Origin of the sequence: Mycobacterium spongiae, assembly GCF_018278905.1 — a bacterium.
In the GTDB taxonomy this organism is placed as follows: Bacteria; Actinomycetota; Actinomycetes; order Mycobacteriales; family Mycobacteriaceae; genus Mycobacterium; species Mycobacterium spongiae.
In genome coordinates, this window is the sequence record NZ_CP046600.1 from 2,267,424 (window position 1) to 2,291,162 (window position 23,739).

The 23,739-nt window shown below is 64.5% G+C and carries 23 protein-coding genes; 16 read left to right on the forward strand and 7 right to left on the reverse strand.

What is annotated here, in order from left to right; genetic code table 11:
• Positions 1–87 precede the first annotated feature (87 nt).
• A complete protein-coding gene (locus tag F6B93_RS09355) occupies positions 88–897 on the forward strand; it encodes a class I SAM-dependent methyltransferase (RefSeq protein ID WP_211698850.1) in 810 nt (269 codons plus the stop codon).
• A gap of 252 nt (positions 898–1,149) precedes the next feature.
• Positions 1,150–2,064, forward strand: a complete 915-nt coding sequence (locus tag F6B93_RS09360) for a heme o synthase (protein WP_211698851.1) — start codon at positions 1,150–1,152, stop codon at positions 2,062–2,064.
• Positions 2,065–2,101: 37 nt separating this feature from the next.
• On the opposite strand, the gene F6B93_RS09365 is transcribed toward F6B93_RS09360, so the two are convergent.
• The gene (locus F6B93_RS09365) at positions 2,102–3,088 is read right to left on the reverse strand and encodes a quinone oxidoreductase family protein (protein ID WP_211698852.1); all 987 of its coding nucleotides are present in this window, start codon (positions 3,086–3,088) and stop codon (positions 2,102–2,104) included.
• A 19-nt stretch (positions 3,089–3,107) separates the two neighbouring features.
• Here F6B93_RS09365 and F6B93_RS09370 point away from each other — a divergent pair, with 19 nt between their 5' ends.
• A complete protein-coding gene (locus tag F6B93_RS09370; protein ID WP_211698853.1) occupies positions 3,108–3,971 on the forward strand; it encodes an ATP-grasp domain-containing protein in 864 nt (287 codons plus the stop codon).
• Here F6B93_RS09370 and F6B93_RS09375 read toward each other — a convergent pair.
• From F6B93_RS09375 to mptB, 4 genes are all read right to left on the reverse strand, one after another.
• A complete protein-coding gene (locus F6B93_RS09375; protein ID WP_211698854.1) occupies positions 3,921–4,877 on the reverse strand; it encodes a COX15/CtaA family protein in 957 nt (318 codons plus the stop codon). The two genes, F6B93_RS09370 and F6B93_RS09375, sit on opposite strands and share 51 nt — an antisense overlap.
• Positions 4,878–5,003: 126 nt before the next feature.
• Positions 5,004–5,798, reverse strand: a complete 795-nt coding sequence (locus F6B93_RS09380; RefSeq protein WP_211698855.1) for an ABC transporter permease — start codon at positions 5,796–5,798, stop codon at positions 5,004–5,006.
• Complete coding sequence (locus tag F6B93_RS09385) at positions 5,795–6,745, reverse strand: ABC transporter ATP-binding protein (protein WP_211698856.1); 951 nt, start codon at positions 6,743–6,745, stop codon at positions 5,795–5,797. Before F6B93_RS09385 ends, F6B93_RS09380 begins: the two co-directional genes overlap by 4 nt.
• A complete protein-coding gene (gene mptB / locus F6B93_RS09390; RefSeq protein ID WP_211698857.1) occupies positions 6,742–8,529 on the reverse strand; it encodes a polyprenol phosphomannose-dependent alpha 1,6 mannosyltransferase MptB in 1,788 nt (595 codons plus the stop codon). The genes F6B93_RS09385 and mptB overlap by 4 nt, the downstream gene beginning before the upstream one ends.
• A 183-nt stretch (positions 8,530–8,712) precedes the next feature.
• On the opposite strand from mptB, the gene F6B93_RS09395 reads away from it, so the two are divergent.
• The 7 genes from F6B93_RS09395 to F6B93_RS09425 are packed head-to-tail and all read left to right on the forward strand — an operon-like array spanning position 8,713 to position 14,994.
• Complete coding sequence (locus tag F6B93_RS09395; RefSeq protein WP_211699372.1) at positions 8,713–9,492, forward strand: helix-turn-helix transcriptional regulator; 780 nt, start codon at positions 8,713–8,715, stop codon at positions 9,490–9,492.
• Entirely contained in the window at positions 9,489–10,943 is a 1,455-nt protein-coding gene (gene sufB, locus F6B93_RS09400) for a Fe-S cluster assembly protein SufB (protein WP_211698858.1), read from the forward strand. Before F6B93_RS09395 ends, sufB begins: the two co-directional genes overlap by 4 nt.
• On the forward strand, positions 10,940–12,139 hold the full coding sequence (sufD, locus tag F6B93_RS09405) for a Fe-S cluster assembly protein SufD (RefSeq protein WP_211698859.1): 1,200 nt from the start codon (positions 10,940–10,942) through the stop codon (positions 12,137–12,139). Before sufB ends, sufD begins: the two co-directional genes overlap by 4 nt.
• Positions 12,136–12,915: a Fe-S cluster assembly ATPase SufC gene (gene sufC / locus F6B93_RS09410; RefSeq protein WP_211698860.1), complete on the forward strand. Its 780-nt coding sequence runs from the start codon at positions 12,136–12,138 to the stop codon at positions 12,913–12,915. Before sufD ends, sufC begins: the two co-directional genes overlap by 4 nt.
• A 2-nt stretch (positions 12,916–12,917) precedes the next feature.
• Positions 12,918–14,183 (forward strand): cysteine desulfurase, encoded by a 1,266-nt coding sequence (locus tag F6B93_RS09415; RefSeq protein WP_211698861.1) that lies wholly within the window; start codon positions 12,918–12,920, stop codon positions 14,181–14,183.
• A 6-nt stretch (positions 14,184–14,189) separates the two neighbouring features.
• A complete protein-coding gene (gene sufU / locus F6B93_RS09420) occupies positions 14,190–14,669 on the forward strand; it encodes a Fe-S cluster assembly sulfur transfer protein SufU (protein ID WP_211698862.1) in 480 nt (159 codons plus the stop codon).
• Positions 14,647–14,994 (forward strand): metal-sulfur cluster assembly factor, encoded by a 348-nt coding sequence (locus tag F6B93_RS09425; protein WP_211698863.1) that lies wholly within the window; start codon positions 14,647–14,649, stop codon positions 14,992–14,994. Before sufU ends, F6B93_RS09425 begins: the two co-directional genes overlap by 23 nt.
• Before the next feature lie 9 nt (positions 14,995–15,003).
• Here the strand turns inward: F6B93_RS09425 and F6B93_RS09430 are convergent, their stop codons facing one another.
• Positions 15,004–16,842 carry an acyl-CoA dehydrogenase gene (locus F6B93_RS09430; RefSeq protein WP_211699373.1) on the reverse strand — a complete coding sequence of 613 codons (1,839 nt, stop codon included), beginning with the start codon at positions 16,840–16,842 and terminating at the stop codon, positions 15,004–15,006.
• 422 nt (positions 16,843–17,264) lie between these two features.
• Between F6B93_RS09430 and F6B93_RS09435 the strand changes: the two genes are divergently transcribed.
• The 6 genes from F6B93_RS09435 to F6B93_RS09460 all read left to right on the forward strand — a co-directional run bounded on the left by F6B93_RS09435 (position 17,265) and on the right by F6B93_RS09460 (position 23,154).
• Positions 17,265–19,235: a heavy metal translocating P-type ATPase gene (locus F6B93_RS09435; RefSeq protein ID WP_211698864.1), complete on the forward strand. Its 1,971-nt coding sequence runs from the start codon at positions 17,265–17,267 to the stop codon at positions 19,233–19,235.
• A 94-nt stretch (positions 19,236–19,329) separates the two neighbouring features.
• Positions 19,330–19,692 (forward strand): thioredoxin family protein, encoded by a 363-nt coding sequence (locus F6B93_RS09440; RefSeq protein ID WP_211698865.1) that lies wholly within the window; start codon positions 19,330–19,332, stop codon positions 19,690–19,692.
• A gap of 64 nt (positions 19,693–19,756) precedes the next feature.
• Complete coding sequence (gene trxA / locus F6B93_RS09445) at positions 19,757–20,116, forward strand: thioredoxin (RefSeq protein ID WP_211698866.1); 360 nt, start codon at positions 19,757–19,759, stop codon at positions 20,114–20,116.
• 59 nt (positions 20,117–20,175) lie between these two features.
• Positions 20,176–20,985 carry an enoyl-CoA hydratase gene (locus F6B93_RS09450; RefSeq protein ID WP_211698867.1) on the forward strand — a complete coding sequence of 270 codons (810 nt, stop codon included), beginning with the start codon at positions 20,176–20,178 and terminating at the stop codon, positions 20,983–20,985.
• A 35-nt stretch (positions 20,986–21,020) separates the two neighbouring features.
• Positions 21,021–22,658 carry an ABC-F family ATP-binding cassette domain-containing protein gene (locus F6B93_RS09455; RefSeq protein WP_211698868.1) on the forward strand — a complete coding sequence of 546 codons (1,638 nt, stop codon included), beginning with the start codon at positions 21,021–21,023 and terminating at the stop codon, positions 22,656–22,658.
• Between the two features lie 31 nt (positions 22,659–22,689).
• Entirely contained in the window at positions 22,690–23,154 is a 465-nt protein-coding gene (locus F6B93_RS09460; RefSeq protein ID WP_246541048.1) for an arsenate-mycothiol transferase ArsC, read from the forward strand.
• Positions 23,155–23,173: 19 nt separating this feature from the next.
• On the opposite strand, the gene F6B93_RS09465 is transcribed toward F6B93_RS09460, so the two are convergent.
• Complete coding sequence (locus F6B93_RS09465; RefSeq protein WP_211698869.1) at positions 23,174–23,737, reverse strand: TetR/AcrR family transcriptional regulator; 564 nt, start codon at positions 23,735–23,737, stop codon at positions 23,174–23,176.
• Positions 23,738–23,739 lie beyond the last annotated feature (2 nt).

Sequence of the window (23,739 nt, forward strand, 5' to 3'; positions counted from 1 at the left end):
TCCTGAGAAGTAACTGCGTGACCGTTCGCAGGAGGGGACGCGGTTGGCTCTCCGGTAAGTTCGGTTCATGGGCGCCAAGGGGGAATGATGAAGCGAACGATCAAGAGTGTTCTGCAACATGTGAATCGCACGTCTGCGGCGGACCGCGGCCTGCACGGTGGGTTGTTGCCCCCCAAGAAGCTTCAGCGGTACGTGGGCGGCACCGACAAGTTCAAAGAAATCGGAGATCTCATCGTCGGTCATCTGGTTGAGCTGTGTGGATTGCAGCCAGGCGACGCAGTACTCGACGTCGGTTGCGGTTCCGGGCGGGTCGCAATGCCGCTCACCGCCTATCTGAGCCGCGAGGGCCGCTATGCCGGCTTCGATATCTCCCCAAAAGCGATCGCGTGGTGCAAGGAACATATCTCGCGATCACACCCCAACTTTGATTTCCAAGTCGCCGACATTTACAACTCGCAGTACAACCCGAGAGGCAAATACCAGCCGTCAGATTTCCGCTTTCCGTATCCGGATGCGTCCTTCGACGTGGTGTTTCTTACCTCAGTGTTCACCCACATGCTCCCACCGGATGTCCAGCACTATCTGGACGAGATCGCCCGAGTGCTCAAGGCCGGCGGACGGTGCATGAGCAGTTACTTCTTGCTCAACGACGAGTCAACAGCGCTCATCGGGGCCGGAAAGGCGACCTACCACTTCAAGCATCAGCGAGAAGGTTATCGAACGACCGACGCCAGACATCCTGAAGCAGCAATCGCCTTCGAAGAAGCCTTCGTCAGGGACTCGCATGAGAAGTGCGACCTCGCAATACAGGCGCCGTTGCGATATGGCGCGTGGTGTGGCCGAACGGACTACACCTCCTTCCAGGACTTGGTGCTGGCGGAGAAAACAGCTCGGTAGTGACCCGCTTTCGAGGTGGCGTGGCTGGTGGTCTGGGCTCGCGGGGGTGTAGTTGCCTCGCCTGGAGTGCCGCTTGCCCTGATCGGCGGGTGCTGGCCCAAGGCGGCGCGGATGTCGTGGTCTCGTCGCGATCGGTGCAGGAATGCGGGAAAATCTCGGTGAATCGACCCTGCGCCGCGTCTGCTGTGCTCACGCCGTCTACCATCACGTGTAGTAGAAGCTGCCCGCCTACGATCCCTGAGGAGTAATTGCGTGACCGTTCGCGGGCGCGTCGCGCCGAGCCGGATATCTGGCACCATGCTGGCGTATCTGGCATTGACCAAGCCGCGGGTCATTGAGCTGCTACTGGTCACGGCGATACCGGCGATGCTGTTGGCCGACCGCGGCGCTGTGCATCCGGTGATCATCCTCAACACGTTGATCGGCGGGATGATGGCCGCCGGTGGTGCCAACACGCTCAATTGTGTCGCCGACGCCGATATCGACAAGGTGATGAAACGGACGGCGCGCCGGCCGCTGGCGCGAGCCGCGGTGCCGACCAAGAACGCCTTGGTAATGGGGTTGGCGCTGACCGTGGGCTCGTTCTTCTGGCTCTGGTGGACGACCAACCTGCTATCGGGGATGCTGGCTGTCGCCACCGTCGCCTTCTATGTGTTCGTATACACGCTGCTGCTCAAACGACGCACAACGCAAAACGTCGTGTGGGGTGGAGCTGCCGGCTGCATGCCGGTGATGATCGGCTGGTCGGCGATCACCGGCACGATCAGTTGGCCGGCGCTGGCGATGTTCGCGATCATCTTTTTCTGGACGCCGCCGCACACCTGGGCTTTGGCCATGCGGTACAAGGAGGACTATCAAGTGGCAGGTGTGCCGATGCTTCCCGCTGTGGCGACCGAGCAGCAGGTCACCAAGCAGATCCTCGTCTACACCTGGCTGACGGTGGCGGCGACGCTGCTGCTGGCACCAGCGACCGGCTGGCTATACCTGGCGGTGGCAGTGGCGGCCGGCGCGTGGTTCCTGCTGATGGCCCATCAGCTCTACGCCGGAGTCCGGGCCGGCGAGCCGGTGAAGCCGCTGCGGCTTTTCCTGCAGTCGAACAACTACCTGGCGGTGGTTTTCTGCGCGCTGGCGGTCGATTCAGTGATTGCGTTGCCCACGTTGCTGTGATCGGCCATCCTGCTGTGATCGGCCCTGGGCACCGAGGCTAGGGAAGCAGCACGACCGAGCCGATGGTCTTGCGCGCCTCCAGGTCCTGGTGGGCGCGGCTAGCTTCAGACAGCGGATAGCGTCCGCCGACTTCGACGGTGACGACCCCGTCGCTGATCGCGTCGAAGAGTTCGGTAGCCCGCCAGCCGAACTCCTCGCCGGTGCGGATGAAGTGAAACAGCGAAGGGCGGGTCAGATACGCCGACCCGGCCGCATTGAGGCGCTGCGGATCGACCGGTGGAACGGGTCCGCTGGCGGCGCCGAAAAGCGCTAGTGTTCCGCGGACGGCCAGGCTGGCCAAGCTGGCGTCGAACGTGGTGGCGCCCACGCCGTCGTACACGGCCGCCACACCGGCACCGCCGGTCAGTTCGCGAACCTGGCCCGCGAACTGCCACGCATCCTCGGGGTAGTCCAGGACCTGCGCGGCGCCGGCTTCTCTGGATAGCTTGGCCTTCTCGGGAGTGGAAACAGTCGTGATCACCCGTGCGCCGAGGTGCGTGGCCCATTGCGTGAGGATGAGTCCGACTCCGCCGGCGCCGGCGTGTACCAAGACGGCGTCGCCGTGTCGTACCGGGTACACCGACTTGAGCAGGTAGTGCGCGGTCAACCCTTTCAACAGCGCTGATGCCGCCACCTCAGAGGTGACGGCGTCCGGCACTTTGGCCGTCAATGACGCTGGCGCAGTGCAGAATTCGGCGTAGGCTCCATTCGCTGAGGCCGTGACCACCCGATCGCCCACGCCGATTGTCGTGTCGGCTGATGTCACACCGGGGCCGGTGGCCGCCACCGTGCCGCACACCTCGGAGCCCACGATGAAAGGCAGTTCTCGCGGGTAACTTCCGGACCGGAAGTAGGTGTCGATGAAGTTGACGCCGATCGTTTCGGCCTTGATCAGCAGCTCGCCGTGGCCTGGCTCAGGTTGTGGACTATCGGCGTAGCGCAAAACCTCCGGGCCGCCCGTTTCGGTCACTTCGATTGCATGCATGTCGCTATCATGCCCGGGCATGAAGCTCGCCCGCCCAGACATCTTCCACCCGCGTGTCGTTTTGGCAGGTTGGGCTCAACAGCCCGCCGGTGATGGCGACGACGCCGGGCTGGTAGCGGCACTGCGCCATCGTGGATTGCACGCGAGGTGGTTGTCCTGGGACGATCCCGAGGCCAGTAACGCCGATCTTGTGATCCTGCGGGCTACTCGTGATTACGCTGGCCGGCCCGACGAGTTCCTGGCCTGGACAACCCGGGTGCCTAATCTGCTCAACGCGCGACCAGTGGTCGCCTGGAATGTTGATCGGCGTTACCTCGGCGACTTGGCCGACCGCGGGGTGCCCACGGTGCCGGGAAAGGTGTACCCGCCGGGGGCGCCACTTCGGCTATCGCGCAAAGCCGAGGTATTTGTCGGCCCGGTTGTTGGTACGGGGACGCGGCGCTGCACCGACCGGCGCGCCGCCGAGTTCGCCGCCGAAGTTCATTCGACCGGGCACTCGGTCTTTGTCCAGCCGTCTAGTTCGGCTGCCGAAGACGTACTGATCTTCCTCGGCGGTGAGCCGTCGTATGCGTTTACCAGGCACTCCAACACCTGGCGCCAGGCACAACCGGACTTCGAGATATGGGATGTGGGCGTGGCCGCGTTGGCCGCCGCGGCGGCACAGGTGGGCGTCGATCCGGGGGAGCTGCTGTATGCGCGCGCCCATGTCATCGGCGGAGGTCGCGACCCCCGACTGCTCGAATTGCAACTGGTGGACCCGTCGCTGGGTTGGCAGTGGCTGGACGCGGACACTCGCGATCTTGCCCAACGCGACTTTGCGCTGTGCGTGGAATCAGCCTTGCAGCGGATGGGGCTCGGCCCGTTCTCGCATCGACGCCCATAGCGCCGCAGTGGCCGCCGTGCAGGCCGCCGCGCCGGCCACGTGCACGGCGACGAGCGCGGCAGGCACTCCCGTGAAATATTGTGCCGTTCCGACGGCGGCCTGCGCGAAAACCAGGACGAGCAGCACGGCAAGCCGAACCATGATTGCGCGGCTGGCGCCGATGGCCGCGAGCCCGAAGCCCAGCCCAACCAGGAGTGCTAGATAGGAGACCAGCAGCGACGAGTGCATGTGGACCAGGGTGGTGATCTCCACCTTGAGCCGCGGCACAGTGCGGGTTGGGCTTCGATCGCCGGCGTGCGGTCCGGCTGCTGTCACGAGCGTGCCCGTGAGCAGTACGGCGGCCAGGTTCACCGCGCTTAGCGCTGTGAGCATCCGGAGGGGCCGGGTTACCCGCTGGCGGACGACTCCGTGGTCGGGCTCGCCGACCTTGACGTAGAGCAACACCGCCAGCCACACCATCGTCATCGAGGTGAGCAGGTGGATGGCCACCGTCCACCACAGCAGCCCGGTCCGCACGGTGATGCCACCGATTACCGCCTGTATGACTGTCGAAACCGGCATCAGCCACGCGTACACAAGGATCTCCGAGCGCCGGCGCGCACGGGTGAGGACCACCACCGCCGCGGCCGCGGCGAGGACGACCGCGAAGGTGATCATTCGGTTGCCGAACTCGACTGCCTGGTGGATCCGAGGCACCTCGGCAATCGCGATTGGGGTGAAGCTGCCCGGAAAGCACTGCGGCCAGGTTGGACAACCCAGTCCTGATGCGGTGACACGGACGATTGCCCCGGTTACCGCGATGCCGCCCTGGGTGAGGATGACGATTGCGGCCGTGATCCGTTGGACCCGGAGACTAGGTTCGGGGAGCAGATCCACCAACCGCGGCAGGACGCGTCCGACGGGCATCGACCGATCGTAGATCAAGGAAAACTACATTTTGTAGTAGGGGATTGTCGTGGGGGAAAAGCACCGAGAGTGCCGGGAGGGTTGTGATTGCCGCCCGGCCACCGCCATGGCGGCAATCTCGCCGCGCTAGGTGAATCTGAACCAGCGCCGCGCGGCCAGTGCTGCCAGCACGCCCCACACTGCCAGGACGACGATTCCAAACCAGTCCACTGACATCGGCGACGCCGTGGTTGCCTGCGACAGCGCTTCGGTGAGCGCTCCGGACGGGGTGAGCCGCGACGCCCACTTGACCGCGGTCGGGACCACGTTTGTCTCGACGGTCAGTGCGCCAAAACCGGCGAAAACGAACCACATCAGGTTCGCGACCGCCAGGACGATCTCGGCGCGGAGCGTGCCGCCCAGCAACAGGCCGAGAGCGGCAAAGCCGGCGGTGCCCAGGGCGATGATTGCTCCGCCGAGCGCTAGGGCCACCGGAACGGGTCGCCACCCAAGGGCAAAGCCGATGGTGCCCAAGACGATTGCCTGCAGGGATACCACGGCCACCACGGCCAGTGACTTGCCGACAATGATTCCCCAGACCGGCAGCGGGGTGGCGCCGAGCCGCTTGAGTGCGCCGTAGCGACGGTCGAACGCGACCGCGATGGCCTGTCCGGTGAACGCGGTGGAAACCACCGCGAGCGCCATGATGACCGGGACGAACGTGGCGGCGCGAGGTTGGCCGAACGAGCCCAGCGGCAGCAATGTGAGACCGACCAGCAAGGTGATCGGGATGAACATGGTCAGCAGCAGTTGCTCCCCGTTCCGCAGCAGCAGCTTCAGCTCTAGACCGAACTGTGCGGCGAGCATCCGGGGAACGGCACTGGGACGTGGATCGGGGGCGAAAGTGCCCGGGGGGAATAGCGGGGGGTCCGTTTGAATCACTGCCGCAACTTTCTGCCGGTGAGGTCCAGGAACACGTCTTCGAGGCTGCGCCGCTCGACCCGCACGTCGGTGGCCAGCACGTCGATCTGGGCGCACCACGCCGTGACAGTCGCCAGCACCTGCGGGTCCACCGGCCCTTCGACCAGGTATTCGCCCGGCGTCACTTCGGTGGCCCGGTACTGCTCCGGCAAGGCAGCGGACAACCGGGACAGGTCGAGCCGGGGTGGCGCGGTGAACCTCACTTGGTCTTTCGCGCCACTGCGCATCAATTCAGTCGGTGTTCCCGCGGCCACGGTCACCCCGTGGTCGATGATGACGAGCTGATCGGCCAGTTCCTCGGCCTCCTTGAGTTGATGGGTGGTCAGCACCACCGTGACCCCGTCTCGGCGCAGCACATCGATCAATTCCCACACCAATAGCCGCGCGTGAGCATCCATCCCCGCCGTCGGCTCGTCGAGAAACACCAGTTCAGGACGTCCGACTAGGGCGCACGCCAAGGCGAGCCGTTGCTGCTGTCCGCCGGAGAGCCGTCGATACGTGGTCCGGGCTGCCTCGGTCAGGCCCAGCGTGTCCAATAGCCACTGTGGATCCAAAGGGTCGGCGGCGTAGGCAGCCACCAGGTTGAGCATTTCGCCGGCGCGCGCCGCCGGGTACCCGCCGCCCCCCTGCAACATCACGCCGATGCGCGCGCGCAGCCTTGCGTTGTCGATGATCGGGTCGAGGCCGAGCACCTCGATCGTGCCGGCGTCCGGCCGGACGAAGCCCTCGCACATCTCGACGGTGGTCGTCTTTCCGGCGCCGTTGGGGCCGAGCAGAGCCACTACCTGCGCGGCATGGACGTCGAGGTCGAGGTTGGAGACCGCCGCGAGTGTCCCGTAGTTCTTAGCTACCCCGCGCAGCCGCACTACTACCGGGGGCTCGGCGGGGACCTTTGGGGCCGGGGTCACGTGGAATCAGCGTAGGCGCCGGGCGACGCGGTCGGCTCGCGGGTCGCCGCGGTCGCCGAAGAAGTCGGCGGGTCCGGCGCATCCTCCGCGACCACGTGCTGATCCGGTTCGCTGTTCTCGATCGGCAGTCCCGGTAGTCGCAGCCACGGCAGGCGGGTGAATGTCAGCGCGATGAGTACCACCACGATGGCGGCGCTGGCGATGGTTGCATCCACAATCTGGAACATCGCGAAGCGGTCGCCGTTTGCGGTCGGACCGAAGATGCCCACGATGAGGGTGACGATGATTGCCGCTACGCGGAATCCCGTGCGTGTCGCCCATGCCGCCAGCGGAATGATGGCCCACAAGAGGTACCACGGTTGCACGACCGGGAACAGCAGCACCGTGACCGCCAACGCGACGCCGAGTCCGCCGACAGGGTGCAATCGACCACGCAACACGGCAAGTAGCAGCCAGCACACCATCACCATGATGATCAGCACGCCGATGGCACGGGTCAGTGACAGCACCGCGGTAGTGTGATCGCCCAGGCCCAGCAGAATGCCGACTTGTCCGGTGCCCAGGGCGAGCAGCGTCGGTGGCGACATCCAGCTGCGGACCACGTTGGCGGTGCCCAGGGTGAACATCCAGCCGAATCCAAGCCCACTGGCCCAGCCAACGACCGCCATCACGGTCAGTGACAACGCCGCCATCGAAGTGCCGGCCAGCAACAGCGCGCGCAGGGTGCCGCCCCAGCGGTTGGCCAGGGCCATGGTGACAAAGCCCATGGCCAGCAGGGATGGCAGCTTCACTTGCGATGACAGCGTGATCAGGATCGACCCCAGCAGCAGCATGCCGAGTGGTTCCCAGTCCGGGCAGAACCTGATGACTCGGCCGCCTTCTGTCCCTTTGGCCCTTCTGGTCGCCAAGCGGGGCCACCAGGAGTTGGGTTTCAGGTGTTTCATGTCGCTGATATCCAGGCCGCGCAGCGCGAATTCCGTGCCGGTCAGCATCAGCCCGAGCATCAGAGCTTCGTTATGAATGCCGGCAACCAGGTGCATGATGAGGAGCGGATTGGCCGCGCCCAGCCACAATGCGCTGACTTCGGCGACACCGCACCGACGAGCCAGTCGCGGGGTCGCCCACACAATCAGTGCCACGCCGACCAACACCACGGCGCGGTGACAGAGCACCGCGGCAACGATGTTCTCCCCGGTTAGCGATGAGATTCCGCGTCCAAGCCACAAGAACAACGGACCGTACGGCGCCGGCGTCTCTCGCCACAGGCTGGGAACCGACAGCGTGAATACGTGGCCGAGGCCTAGGCCAGACGCCGGCCCCACCTGATAGGGGTCCAGCCCCTCCCGCGATATCTGGCTCTGGGCCAGGTAGGAGTAGACATCCTTGCTGTACATCGGTGGCGCTATCAGCAGCGGCAGGATCCACAGCAGCAGGGTGCGGTCGAGTTCGCCGCGTGACATCCGCCTCTCGCCCAGCGTGAACCGGCCGAGCATCAACCAAGCCAGCGCCATCATGACTGCCCCGGTTGTGGTCATCGTCAGTGACACCGTCTGGATTCGCGACGGCAGGTTGAGCAGTCGAACCCCGAATGTGGGGTCCTGGACCACCGGTCTCGCCCCGGCGCCGAGTGCGCCGATCGCCATCAGCACGGTGCCGGTGGCACCGAAGATGCGAGTGCGCGCAAGAGCGGTGAGCTCGGTAGTGTTCAGCGGCGATCCCACCGCTTGCTCGTCGCCATGCAAGCTGGCGATCGACGAGCTCAGCGTGTGGTGGCGGGCTGCCATCACAGCAGCCTAGCCCCGGCGACGAGGCGGGCCGCGCTAAGCGGCCCGGTAAGGAGTGGGGCCATAGTGCGGCGCCCCGGCGACGAGGCGGGCCGCGTCAAGCGGCCCGCTAAGGAGCGGGGCGGGAGTGCGGCCCCCGGCGACGTGTGTGACCAGTGCGACTCCAGATAGTGGGCACGCCCACTGGACCGATTCTCGGAATTGCGTCACACTGGTGTTGTGAAAATCCAATCCGAGCTGGCTGCAGCCCCTGCAGCCCCCGCGGCCGGGTCGGATGGGCACACCCGCCGGGCCATCGTGCGGTTGCTGTTGGAGTCGGGGTCGATCACGGCCGGTGAGATCGGTGATCGGCTGGGACTTTCGGCCGCCGGCGTGCGGCGCCATCTCGATGCGCTGCGCGAGGCGGGCGACGCCGAATCCGCGCCAGCCGCGTCATGGCAGCACGTGGGACGCGGGCGGCCGGCTAAGCGCTACCGGCTGACCACGGCGGGCCGGGCGAAGCTCGAGCATTCCTACGACGACTTGGCGTCGGCAGCAATGCGCCAGCTGCGGGAAATCGGCGGTGAGGATGCCGTGCGGACATTCGCCCGGCGGCGCATCGACGCGATCTTGGCCGATGTCGAGGCAGCCGATAGCGACAACGACGCCGCTCTGGAGGCGGCCGCCGACCGCATCGCCACCGCCCTCACCAAAGCCGGCTACGTCGCCACCACCACCCGGGTGGGCGGGCCAATCCACGGTGTGCAAATCTGCCAGCATCATTGCCCGGTATCTCATGTCGCCGAGGAATTCCCGGAGTTGTGTGAAGCCGAGCAACAGGCCATGGCCGAGGTGCTGGGCACCCATGTCCAGCGGTTGGCAACGATCGTCAACGGCGACTGTGCATGTACCACGCACGTACCCCTAACGCTGGCGCCCAGCCCGCGTCCACCCGCTACGAGCACCGAAGGAGCGTCTACATGACACTTACGCCCGAAGTCACCAGTGCATCGGGGATTGCCGAGCCGTTGGACCAGCAGGAGACGATCGACTCCCTGGGTAGGTACGGGTATGGCTGGGCGGACTCCGATGTTGCCGGGGCCGGCGCGCAACGCGGGCTCTCCGAAGAGGTTGTCCGCGACATCTCTGCGAAGAAGGATGAGCCAGAGTGGATGCTGGAGCGCCGGCTGAAGGCGCTGCGCATCTTCGAGCGCAAGCCCATGCCGCTGTGGGGCTCTGACCTGGCGGGCATCGACTTCGACAACATCAAGTACTTCGTGCGCTCCACCGAAAAGCAGGCCGCGAGCTGGGATGATTTGCCGGAGGACATCCGGAATACGTACGACAGGCTGGGAATTCCCGAGGCGGAAAAACAGCGTCTGGTTGCCGGCGTCGCGGCGCAATACGAGAGCGAAGTTGTCTATCACCAGATCAGAGAGGATTTGGAGTCCCAAGGAGTCATCTTCCTGGACACTGATACTGGGTTGCGTGAGCACCCGGATATCTTCAAGGAGAATTTTGGGACAGTAATCCCTGCTGGCGACAACAAGTTCTCGGCATTGAACACCGCGGTCTGGAGTGGGGGTAGCTTCATCTACGTCCCGCCCGGTGTTCACGTCGATATCCCGCTGCAAGCCTATTTCCGGATCAACACCGAGAACATGGGTCAGTTCGAGCGGACGCTGATCATCGCTGACGAAGGCTCGTACGTGCACTACGTTGAAGGTTGCACGGCACCGATCTACAAGTCGGATTCACTGCACTCAGCGGTGGTCGAGATCATCGTGAAACCGCATGCACGCGTTCGCTATACGACCATCCAGAACTGGTCGAACAACGTCTACAACTTGGTCACCAAGCGCGCGCGCGCCGAAGCCGGCGCCACCATGGAGTGGATCGACGGCAACATCGGGTCCAAGGTGACGATGAAGTATCCGGCAGTCTGGATGACCGGAGAGCACGCCAAGGGAGAAGTGCTGTCGGTGGCATTCGCCGGCGAAGATCAGCACCAAGACGCTGGCGCCAAAATGCTGCACCTGGCACCGAATACCTCGAGCAACATTGTGTCCAAGTCCGTTGCCCGTGGCGGGGGCCGCACTTCCTACCGCGGCCTGGTGCAGATCAACAAGGGTGCACAAGGGTCGCGGTCCAGCGTGAAATGCGATGCGCTGCTGGTCGATACGGTCAGCCGCAGCGACACCTATCCTTACGTCGACATCCGCGAGGACGACGTCACGATGGGGCATGAGGCCACCGTGTCGAAGGTCAGCGAGAACCAGCTTTTCTACCTGATGAGTCGCGGGCTGACTGAGGACGAAGCGATGGCAATGGTAGTGCGCGGATTCGTCGAGCCCATCGCTAAGGAACTGCCGATGGAATATGCGTTAGAGCTCAACCGGTTGATCGAGCTGCAGATGGAGGGTGCGGTCGGATGACCGCTCAGGACGTGACAGCAGCCGTCGAAGGGAGTGCACCGAACAAGGGAGAGCAGTTCGCCTCCTTCGACGTGGATGCTTTCGAGGTTCCCCACGGTCGCGACGAAATCTGGCGGTTCACCCCGTTGCGGCGGTTGCGTGGTCTGCACGACGGTTCGGCTGGGGCTTCCGGCAGCGCTTCGATCACCGTCAGCGAGCAGCCCGGCGTAGCCGTGGACAGAGCTCGCCGCGGCGAGGCGCGCCTTGGTCAGGGGGGCACTCCCGCTGACCGTGTTGCCGCGCAGGCCTTTTCGTCGTTCAATTCCGCCACACTGGTTACGGTTGCACGGGACACACAGATCGCCGAGCCAGTGAACATCGCTGTCGCAGGGCCCGGCGCGGGCGCGGTAGCCTACGGGCACTTGCAGATCCGAGTCGAGGAGCTAAGCGAAGCGGTCGTGGTCGTCGACAACCGAGGCAGCGGAACCTACGCGGACAACGTCGAGTTCGTCGTCGACGACGCCGCCCGGCTCACCGTTGTGTGGATCGCCGACTGGGCCGACGACGCGGTGCACCTGAGCGCCCACCATGCGCGATTGGGTAAAGATGCGACGCTGCGGCATGTGACCGTGACGCTGGGCGGCGAAGTGGTCCGGATGTCAGCGAACGTGCGGTTCTGTGCCCCGGGTGGCGACGCTCAACTCCTCGGCCTGTACTTCGCCGACGATGGCCAGCACCTCGAGTCGCGGTTGCTGGTCGACCACGCCGAGCCCGACTGCAGATCCAACGTGCTGTACAAGGGTGCGCTGCAGGGTGATCCAGCTTCATCACTGCCCGACGCGCACACCGTTTGGGTTGGCGATGTCCTCATCCGTGCGAAGGCCACCGGCACCGACACCTTCGAGGTGAACCGCAATCTGGTGCTCACCGACGGCGCGCGCGCCGACTCGGTGCCCAACCTGGAGATCGAAACGGGGGAGATTGCCGGGGCTGGACACGCCAGTGCAACCGGCCGTTTCGATGACGAGCAGTTGTTCTACCTCCGCTCCCGGGGTATCCCGGAAGAGCAGGCGCGCAGGCTGGTGGTGCGCGGCTTCTTCGGCGAGATCATTTCCAAGATCGCCGTACCCGAGGTGCGTGAGCGCCTGACCGCAGCCATCGAACACGAATTGGAAATCTCAGAATCAAAGGCAACGGAGAAGACGACAGTCACATGACGACTCTGGAAATCAAAGACCTCCATGTCAGCGTCGAAGACCCCAACGCTGCCGACGGGGAGCGCGACATTCCCATCCTCAACGGTGTCAATCTCACAGTGAGATCCGGTGAGATACACGCCCTGATGGGCCCCAACGGCTCGGGCAAGTCCACGCTGTCGTACGCGATCGCGGGCCACCCCAAGTACCAAGTGACTTCGGGTTCCGTCCACCTCGACGGCGCGGACCTGCTGGCGATGAGCATTGACGAGCGCGCGCGGGCCGGACTGTTCTTGGCCATGCAGTATCCCGTCGAGGTGCCGGGCGTCTCGATGTCGAACTTTCTGCGCTCGGCCGCGACTGCCATCCGCGGCGAGCCGCCCAAGCTGCGCCACTGGGTGAAGGAGGTCAAAGCTGCGATGGCCGCGCTTGACATCGACCCGGCATTCGCAGAGCGGAGTGTCAACGAGGGCTTCTCCGGTGGCGAGAAGAAACGTCACGAGATCCTGCAGCTGGAACTGCTCAAGCCCAAGATTGCCATCCTGGACGAGACGGACTCCGGCCTGGATGTGGATGCCCTGCGTGTGGTCAGCGACGGTGTCAACCGCTACGCCGGATCCGAGCACGGTGGCATCCTGTTGATCACGCACTACACCCGCATCCTGCGCTACATCCATCCCGAATACGTGCACGTATTCATCGGCGGGCGCATCGCCGAATCCGGTGGATCGGAGCTGGCCGACGAACTCGAGCAAAACGGCTACGTGCGGTTCACGCAGGCGGCCGCGAAGGCATAGCCATGACCATCTCACTGGGTCGTCGCTCGCCAGTAGTGGATCTCGCCGCGATCCGCGCTGACTTCCCGATTCTGAAACGCGTCATGCGAAGCGGAAATCAGCTGGCCTACCTGGATTCCGGCGCGACATCACAGCGTCCGGTTCAGGTGCTCGATGCCGAGCGCGAGTTCCTCACCACCTCCTACGGGGCGGTGCACCGTGGCGCACACCAGCTGATGGAAGAGGCCACAGACGCCTACGAGCAGGGTAGGGCCGACATCGCGGCCTTCGTGGGCGCCGACGCCGGCGAGGTGGTCTTCACCAAGAACGCTACCGAGGCGCTCAATTTGGTGTCGTATGTCCTGGGGGACACGCGTTTCGACCGGGCGGTCGGACCCGGTGACGTGATCGTCACCACCGAGCTGGAGCACCACGCCAATCTGATCCCGTGGCAAGAGCTGGCCAGGCGTACCGGTGCTTCGTTGCGCTGGTACGGCGTTACCGACAGCGGCCGCATCGACCTCGACTCGTTGGACCTCGACGAGCGCGTCAAAGTGGTTGCCTTCAGCCATCACTCGAATGTGACCGGCGCGATCACACCGGTGCGTGAGTTGGTCACCCGGGCTAAGGCGGTGGGCGCGCTGACCGTGTTGGATGCCTGCCAGTCGGTACCGCATCAGCCGGTTGACTTCCATGGTCTAGATGTCGACTTCGCGGTATTTTCTGGCCATAAGATGCTGGGTCCCAACGGAATCGGTGTCTTATATGGTCGCCAGGAGTTGCTCGCGTCGATGCCGCCATTCCTTACCGGTGGCTCGATGATCGAAACGGTGACCATGGAAGCCAGCACGTACGCACCGCCGCCGCAGCGCTTCGAGGCGGGTACTCCGATGACATCCCAAGTTGTCGGGTTGGCCGCCGCAGCGCGCTATCTCGGCGCCATCGGTATGGACGCCGTCGAAGCCCACGAAAGCGAGCTGGTTGCGGCGGCACTGGCGGGTTTGGCTGGTATCGACGGCGTCCGCATTGTCGGACCGACGACGATGGACAACCGCGGATCGCCGGTGTCGTTTGTCGTTGACGGTGTGCACGCTCATGATGTCGGCCAGGTCCTCGACGACGAGGGCGTCGCGGTCCGGGTCGGCCACCACTGTGCGTTACCCCTGCACCGCAGGTTCGATGTCGCAGCCACCGCGCGTGCGTCATTTGCCGTGTACAACACCAGCCACGAAGTGGACCGGCTGGTGGCCGGCGTGCGACGGTCGCGCGAATTTTTCGGCAGGGCGTGAGTTCCGTTGCGCCTGGAACAGATCTATCAGGACGTGATCCTCGATCACTATAAGCACCCGCAACACCGCGGTTTGCGCGAGCCGTTCGCCGCACAGGTCTACCACGTGAACCCGGTCTGCGGCGACGAGATCACCTTGCGGGTAACCCTTTCCGCCGACGATGGCGGCATCGAGGATGTATCCTATGACGGGCAGGGATGTTCGATCAGCCAGGCCGCGACGTCGGTGCTGACTCAGCAAGTCATCGGTCAGAGCGTGCCAGAGGCCCTGAAGACCATCGCGGCGTTCACTGAAATGGTGTCCTCGCGTGGATCGGTGCAGGGGGATGAGGATGTCCTGGGCGACGCGGTTGCGTTTGCCGGAGTAGCCAAGTATCCGGCGCGGATCAAGTGCGCGTTGCTCGGATGGATGGCGTGCAAAGACGCGCTGGCTCAAGCCAGCGGAGCCGTTGAGGAGATGAGGGATGAGCGAATCAATCGCGTCTGATGAGGTGTTGCTCGCCGATCTTGAGGAGGCGATGCGTGACGTCGTCGACCCGGAGCTCGGGATCAACGTCGTCGACCTTGGGTTGGTCTATGGCCTGAACGTGCAAGACGGCGACGAAGGAACCGTCGCGCTGATCGACATGACGTTGACGTCGGCGGCCTGTCCGCTGACCGATGTCATCGAGGACCAGTCGCGCAGCGCGTTGGTCGGCAGCGGCCTGGTCAGCGATATGCGCATCAACTGGGTCTGGAACCCGCCCTGGGGTCCGGACAAGATCACCGAAGACGGTCGCGAGCAGCTGCGCGCTCTCGGCTTCACCGTCTGAACGGCACTGTCAGAAAGCAGCTTCGGGCAGGCGCATGACCTCGTCGTCGATGGATTCGATGACAGCGCGCAGCCCGGTCAGTTTCGGCAGCATGTTCTTGGCGAAGAATGTCGCAACCGCGATCTTGCCCCGATAGAACGCGGTGTCATTGCTGCGGTCGTTCGACGGCGATTCCGTGAGCGCGGCGTGGGCGACGCCGGCCTGCACCAGCAGGAGCCAGCCGATCAACAGGTCGCCCACGGCGAGCAGGTACCGCACCGATGCCAGCCCGACCTTGTAGATGTCGGTCGGATGTTGTGCGGCCGACATCAGGTAGCCGGTGAGCGCACTCGTCATCGCCGTGACATCATCGAGCGCGGTTTGCAGGATCTCGGCTTGAGGCTTCAGCGCCGGGCTGATGTTCTCGATGGTGTGGGTCACGCGGCCCATCACGAACTGGAGTGCCTGGCCATGATCGCGGACGATCTTTCGGAAAAAGAAGTCCAGGGCCTGGATGGCTGTGGTGCCTTCGTAGAGGGAATCGATCTTGGCGTCGCGGATGTACTGCTCAATCGGGTAGTCGACCAAAAAGCCCGACCCGCCCAAGGTTTGCAGGGACTCGGTCAGAGTCTCGTAGGCTCGTTCCGAGCTCACTCCTTTGACAATAGGCAGCAGCAGATCGTCGACGCGGTGCGCCATGCCATGGTCAGCGCCCGAAACCTGTTGTGCGACTTCGTCGTCTTGATGTGCGGCGGCATAGAGATACAGCGCCCGTAGTCCCTCGGAGTACGCCTTTTGGGTCATCAGGCTGCGGCGCACATCCGGGTGGTGCATGATGGTGACCCGCGGTGCGGTCTTGTCGGTCATCTGGGTGATGTCGGCGCCCTGCACCCGTTCCTTGGCGTAGGCGAGCGCGTTGAGGTAGCCCGTGGACAACGTACCGGCGGCCTTGACGCCAATCGTCATGCGGGCGTGTTCGATGACGGTGAACATCTGGGCAATTCCGTTGTGCACGCCGCCGACCAGGTAGCCAACGGCCGGTACATCGGTGGCGCCAAACGTCAATTCGCAGGTCGGTGAGGACTTCAGACCCATCTTGTGTTCCAGCCCGGTGGCGTAAACCCCGTTGCGGGCGGCCAAATCCAAGGTTTCTGGGTCAAAAAGATAGTTGGGCACATAGAACAGGCTCAGCCCTTTCGTACCCGGGCCGGCGCCCTCGGGCCGCGCCAGCACGAGATGAAAGATGTTCTCTGCCGTATCGCCCACGTCGCCGCCAGAAATGAAGCGCTTGACGCCTTCGATGTGCCAGGTACCGTCGGCTTGCTCGATAGCCTTGGTGCGCCCTGCCCCGACGTCGGAGCCGGCGTCGGGTTCGGTGAGCACCATGGTCGCCTGCCAGCCGCGCTCCACACCGATCGCTGCCCACTGTCGCTGCTGCTCGTTGCCCTCGACATAGAGCGCCTGAGCCATCAACGGCCCCGTGTTGAAGAAGCAGGCCGATGGGTTAGCGCAGTAAATCATCTCGTTGACTGCCCAGGTCAGCGGCGGGGGCGCAGGCATGCCGCCGATGTCCTCGGCCAAGCCCAGCCGCCACCACCCGGCCTCTTTGATCGCCACGACCGTCTTGGCCAATTCCTCCGGCACGATGATGGTGTGTGCCTCGGGGTCGAATACCGGTGGATTGCGGTCGGCGAACCCGAAGGAGTCGGCGATCGGGCCTTCTGCCAGCCGAGCAGCTTCGGCCAGTATCGTCCGTGCCGTGTCAACGTCGAGATCGCTATAGCGGCCCGCACCGAGGACGGCGCCGAGGTTGAGAACCTCGAACAGGTTGAACTCGAGATCGCGGACGTTGGCGATGTAGTGCCCCAATGCGGTTCCCTTCATTCCGGCCGATCAGCCGTCAAGTCTGGCCGACGTCGGAAAACGTACGCAACCGTAACCTGGCTGGGGCGCGGGTGCCGGTGGCATTCGACGCTGCTCCACCGCGCAGGGGTGCGCAAGGGTGCGCAAGGGTGCGTAAGGGTGATTGTCGCAACCGGGTCAAGATAGGCAAACGAGTTAGCTAAGTCGGCGCGAAAAATGCGTCTCGGCGGCCTCGAGCCGGCGTGGGTCGGCGAGCCCCGCAGTTCGGTATCGGCGCCTCACCAGGCCTGCAGGACTGCTTCCGCTTACCTTGTGCCAGATGCTAATTCAATTACATACCGAAATAGAACCGAGATATACCCCGACGTCTCCATCTATAAACTTGGCTCGTCCTTGGTCGAAACCAACCCCTTTGCGAGGTCGCCGGCATGCCCTTGACCGCCCTCGAAGCGACGAGCCGCGAGGTGCCTTTCGACAGCGATCGGGACCCCATCACGCGGCCTTCGCGCTGGCGGACAGCGTTATGGTCGGTGGTTTCCGTCCGCTGGGCGGCGGTCGCGCTGATGCTGTTTCTTGCTGGGCTGGCTGCGCAGCTTAACGGGGCACCCCAAACAGTTTGGTGGACACTGTATTTGGCGTGCTACCTCGCGGGCGGGTGGGGCTCAGCGTGGGCTGGGGCGCAGGCGTTGCGGAACAAAGCCCTCGATGTCGATTTGCTGATGATTGTCGCGGCGATCGGAGCGGTCGCGATCGGTCAGATCTTCGACGGTGCGCTGCTGATCGTGATTTTCGCGACTTCGGGTGCCCTCGACGACGTTGCCACCAAACACACCGCGGAATCCGTCAAGGGCTTGCTCAACCTCGCGCCGGATCAGGCCGTGCTGGTGGATGGCGACGGCCGCGAGCGCGTGGTTCCGGCCAGCGACGTGGCCGTGGGTGATCGCGTCTTGGTTCGGCCGGGGGAGCGGATATCCGCCGACGGCGTGGTGCTGTCGGGGTCCTCTGAGGTCGACCAGCACACGATCACCGGGGAATCACTGCCGGTGAGCAAGACCAACGGCGACGAGGTTTTTGCTGGCACCGTGAACGGATCGGGTGTCTTGCAGGTTGTGGTCACCCGCGATCCATCGCAGACGGTGGTCGCCCGGATTGTCGAACTCGTCGCCGAAGCTTCGGCCACCAAGGCCAAGACCCAGCTCTTCATCGAGAAAATCGAACAGCGCTACTCGGTCGGTGTGGTGGGGGCCACCCTTGCTCTCATCGCGGTTCCGTTGCTGCTCGGCGCACCGCTACAGCCGGTGTTACTGCGCGCCATGACGTTCATGATTGTGGCATCTCCGTGCGCCGTCGTCCTGGCCACCATGCCGCCGCTGCTTGCGGCGATCGCCAACGCCGGCCGCCACGGCGTGCTGGTCAAGTCCACGGTGGTCGTCGAACACCTTGCCGACACGAGCATCGTCGCCCTCGACAAGACCGGGACACTGACCTGCGGCGTCCCGCGACTGGCCACCGTCGAACCGCTGAACGATCTGATGGGCGTGGAGCGGCTACTGCAATTGGCAGCTGCCGCAGAACAACCCAGCGAGCACCCGCTCGGCCGGGCGATCGTTGGGGAAGCTCGTCGGCGTGGCATCGCCATCCCCGCTGCTGACGACTTCCGTGCACTGCCGGGCCGCGGGGTCCGTGCCACCGTGGGTCGCGACTGCGTGGAGATCTGCAGCCCGCACAGCTACCAGGGAGCCCCCCCGGCAGAACTGGCGCCGATCCTCGAGACCGGCGAGACGGCCGCGATCGTCTTGCTAGACGGCGTTGCGATCGGGGTGCTCGGACTCACCGATGAGGTTCGTCCCGACGCCGCCGCGTCCGTCGCGTCGCTGGCAGACCTGACCGCGGCGCCCCCAGTGCTGCTCACCGGTGACAACGGACGCGCTGCCATGCGGGTCGCCCAGCATGCCGGAATCACCGACGTGCGTTCGGCTTTGCTGCCGGAGCAGAAAGTCGAGGCCGTCCGCGGCTTACAGAGCGACGGTCATCGGGTGCTAGTCGTCGGCGACGGTGTTAACGATGCTCCGGCCATGGCCGCCGCCCGGACCTCGGTCGCCATGGGCGCAGGTGCCGACCTCACCCTGCAGACCGCGGACGGCGTCACCGTTCGTGACGAGCTGCACACGATCCCCACGATCATCGGGCTAGCTCGGCGGGCTCGTCGAGTTGTGACCGTCAACCTGATGATCGCCGCGACCTTTATCACCGTGCTCGTCCTGTGGGACCTGTTCGGGCAACTGCCGCTACCGCTGGGCGTAGCCGGTCACGAGGGGTCGACGATCATCGTCGCGCTCAACGGCATGCGCCTACTGACCAACCGGTCCTGGCGCACCGCGGCGTCCGTCGTGCGCTAGGGTCCACACCCCGGCTCCGAAGACATGCACGTACCCTCGACATAGTCTGACCAACCAAGATGGTTGGCCGAACCACGCTTGCGTTAGGGGCGACGTGCCTACCCGAGACCTCACTCCGGCGGTTTTCAAGCCCACCATCGACTCCCACGACAACGTGCTCGTCTACTTCTGGGCGCCCAAGTGCGGGCCATGTGAGGTGTTCACACCAACCTATGAGGCCTCGTCGAACAAACACTTCGACGTGGTGCACGGCAAGGTCAACATGGAGACGCAGAAGGAGCTGGTGGAGATCCTTCAGGTGACCCTAATGCCTACCCTGATGGCCTATCGCAAGGGCAAGCTGGTGTTCAAGCAGGGCGGCATTGCCGATGCCGCGGTGATGGACAACCTGGTCCAGCACCTCAGGACACACAAGCTCAAGAATGACCCCGCGGCAGAGCGGCCGCGCCTGATCTGATCAGCGCCGACCTCGTCCGAGGTGCCTCGGGAACAAGCTAACGGGTCGCGGCGTTAGGGCAGGCGTGACTACCCAAGACCTCACTGCCGCGCAGTTCAACGAAACCATCAACGGCAACGACATGGTGCTTGTCGACTTCTGGGCTTCGTGGTGCGGCCCATGCCGTGCCTTCGCTCCGACGTTCACGGCATCGTCCGAGAAGCACACCGATGTGGTCCACGCCAAGGTCGATACCGAAGCCGAGCAGGAACTGGCAGCTGCCGCCCAGATCCGGTCCATCCCCACGCTTATGGCTTTCAAGAAGGGCCAGCTGTTGTTCAACCAGGCGGGCGCGTTGCCGCCGGCGGCCTTGGAGGACCTGGTGCAGCAGCTCAAGGCCTATGAGGTGGGGGCTTCCGACCCGGTCGAAGCCGAAAACACCTGATGCGGGCTTAGCGGTACGGACAATTAGGTCGCCGCGGGGCTTCGCGCTACCTTTCACAGGTGAGTCTGGTTCTTGTTGAACACCCGCAGCCGCAGATTGCGCTGATCACTCTCAACCGGCCCGAGCGGATGAACTCCATGGCCTTCGACGTCATGGTGCCGCTCAAGGAGGCACTGGAAAAGGTCAACTACGACAATTCGGTGCGGGTGGTCGTGCTGACCGGAGCGGGTCGCGGATTCTCCTCAGGCGCCGATCACAAATCCGCGGGTGCGGTGCCACACGCCGAGAAGTTGACCCGGCCGACCTACGCCCTGCGCTCCATGGAGCTTCTCGATGACGTCATCCTCGCGCTGCGGCGGCTGCACCAGCCGGTGATCGCTGCGGTGAACGGGCCGGCCATCGGTGGCGGCCTGTGTCTGGCTCTGGCCGCGGACATCCGGGTGGCCGCGACAAGCGCCTACTTCCGGGCGGCCGGGATCAACAATGGTCTGACGGCCAGCGAACTGGGGCTGAGCTACCTGCTGCCCAGGGCTATCGGCTCGTCGCGAGCCTTCGAGATCATGCTGACGGGCCGCGACGTCAGTGCCGAGGAGGCCGAGCGTATCGGCCTGGTTTCGTCTCGTGTGCCGGAAAGCGAGTTGTTGGACACGTGCTATGGGATCGCTACGCGGATGGCGGCTTTCTCGCGACCGGGAATTGAGTTGACGAAACGTACGCTGTGGAGTGGACTGGACGCCGCCAGTCTGGAGACGCATATGCAGGCCGAGGGACTCGGACAGCTCTTCGTGCGGCTGCTCACCACCAACTTCGAAGAAGCCGTTGCCGCACGCGCCGAGAAACGGCCGCCGGTGTTCACCGATGACAAGTAGCGGCACCACACCCCAACGACGACAAGGATGCGACGGTGATCACAGCCACGGACCTCGAGGTCCGCGCTGGTGCGCGCATCCTGCTCTCGCCCGAATGCCCTGACTTGCGCGTGCAGCCCGGCGATCGCATCGGGCTGGTCGGACGCAACGGCGCGGGCAAGACCACCACGTTGCGCATCCTGGCGGGGGAGAGTGAGCCGTATGCGGGGTCGGTCACCCGTGCCGGTGAAATCGGCTACTTGCCACAGGATCCTAAGGAGGGCGATCTCGACGTCTTGGCTCGCGACCGAGTATTGTCCGCCCGCGGCCTCGACGTCCTGCTCACCGATCTGGAGAAGCAGCAGGCGTTGATGGCGGAGGTCGCCGACGAGGACGAGCGCGACCGGGCCATCCGCCGCTACGGTCAGCTCGAGGAGCGATTTGTGGCTCTGGGCGGCTACGGCGCGGAAAGCGAGGCCGGTCGCATCTGTTTCAGTCTCGGCTTGCCTGAACGGGTGCTGACTCAGCAACTGCGCACGTTGTCCGGTGGTCAGCGCCGCCGGGTGGAATTGGCCCGCATTCTGTTTGCCGCCTCGGATAGCGGTTCGGGAACCTCGAATTCGTCGACGACTTTGCTGCTTGACGAGCCAACCAACCACCTCGACGCGGATTCGCTTGGCTGGCTGCGGGATTTCTTGCGGGCACACACCGGTGGTCTGGTGATGATCAGCCACAACGTGGACCTGGTGGCAGATGTCGTCAACCGCGTCTGGTTCTTGGATGCCGTGCGCGGGGAGATCGATATCTACAACATGGGCTGGCAGAAGTACCTTGACGCCCGGGCCACCGACGAGCAGCGTCGGCGCCGGGAGCGGACCAACGCCGAGCGCAAGGCCGCGGCGTTGCGCACGCAGGCCGCGAAATTGGGTGCTAAGGCCACCAAAGCCGTTGCAGCCCAGAATATGTTGCGTCGAGCCGACCGGATGATGGCCTCACTCGACGAGGAGCGGGTCGCGGACAAGGTGGCGAGGATCAAATTCCCCACCCCGGCGGCATGCGGGCGTGTTCCGTTGGTAGCCAATGGGCTAAGCAAGACCTACGGATCGCTGGAGGTCTTTACCGGTGTCGATCTGGCCATCGACCGCGGGTCGCGGGTGGTCGTGCTGGGACTCAACGGCGCCGGTAAGACCACACTGTTGCGATTGTTGGCCGGCGTCGAGCAGCCCGATGCCGGGTCGCTGGAAGCCGGGCATGGTTTGCGAATAGGCTATTTCGCGCAAGAGCACGACACGCTCGACATCGAGGCGACCGTCTGGCAGAACATCCGGCACGCGGCCCCGGACTCCGGCGAGCAGGATCTGCGTGGCCTATTGGGCGCGTTCATGTTCAGCGGTTCGCAGCTCGACCAACTGGCCGGCACCCTGTCCGGCGGTGAGAAGACTCGACTAGCTCTGGCGGGCTTGGTCGCCTCGACGGCGAACGTACTGTTGCTGGACGAACCGACCAACAATCTCGATCCTGCCTCGCGCGAGCAAGTTCTCGACGCGTTGCGCAGCTACCAAGGCGCGGTGGTGCTGGTCACGCACGATCCAGGTGCGGCTGAGGCGCTCGTCCCGCAACGAGTCGTGCTGCTGCCCGACGGTACCGAGGACTACTGGTCCAGCGAGTACCGCGATCTCATCGAGCTAGCGTGATCGATCGGCGATAGCGGCACGGGTTACCCTGATGTCCCGAGGAAATTCCGGAGCCTCCCGGACGACGATGCCGGTGACCGACGCGGCCCCGGCGGTGCTATTCGTCTGCGTCAGCAACAACGGGAAATCTGTGATGGCCGAGGGTCTTATGCGCCACGCCGCCGGCGACCGAATCACCGCCACCTCCGCGGGCACTCGTGCCAAGACCGGTGTGAACCCCCAATCCGTGGACGCGCTGGCCGAATTGGGTGTCGACATCAGCACCCATGAGGCCACTCAACTGACCGACGGCCTCATCGCGGCGGCCGATCTCGTCGTCGTTGTGGGCACTTCGGCGCACGTCGACCCCATCGGCGAAACACCAATCGAGGTCTGGGACACCGACGAGCCGTCGCTGCGAGGAATCGAAGGCCTCGAAAGGATGCGCCTGATCCGCGACGACATTGCTGCGCGCGTCACCGAATTGCAGGCACGATTGACCGCATCACCGCAGTAGCGCTGCCATGACGGGCAACCTAGCTGCGGCGCACCGAGTTTTCCACGAGGTCGAGGACCGCGGCCAGCCGCTGCGGATCTTCGCCGGATGCTAGGCGGGCCACCAATCCGTCCAGGACCAGGTCCAGGTAGCACTGCAGCACGTCACTGGGGACGTCGTCACGGATCCGCTTGGCCTCCTTTTGTCGGCGCAGCCGGTCGGTCGTGACCGCTACCAGGTCCGCGGATCGCTCTGCCCATCCGCGGCTGAACACCGGATCGGTGCGCAGCTTTCGTGCGATCTCCAGTTTGGTTGCCAGCCAGTCGAATTGGTCGGGCCGTGCCAGCATGTCACGCATCACCTGGATCAGGCCCTCGCGGGCTGCGACGTCGGCCATCCGTTCGGCGTCCTCGCGCGCGAGCGCGAAAAACAGCGCGTCTTTGTCCCGGAAGTGATGAAAGATCGCTCCGCGTGACATTCCGATCGCCTGTTCCAGACGCCGGACGGTGGCTTTGTCGTAGCCGAACTCGGCAAAACACCGGCGAGCGCCGTCGAGGATCTGACGACGGCGAGCCGCCAGATGGTCCTCGCTGACCTTGGGCACGG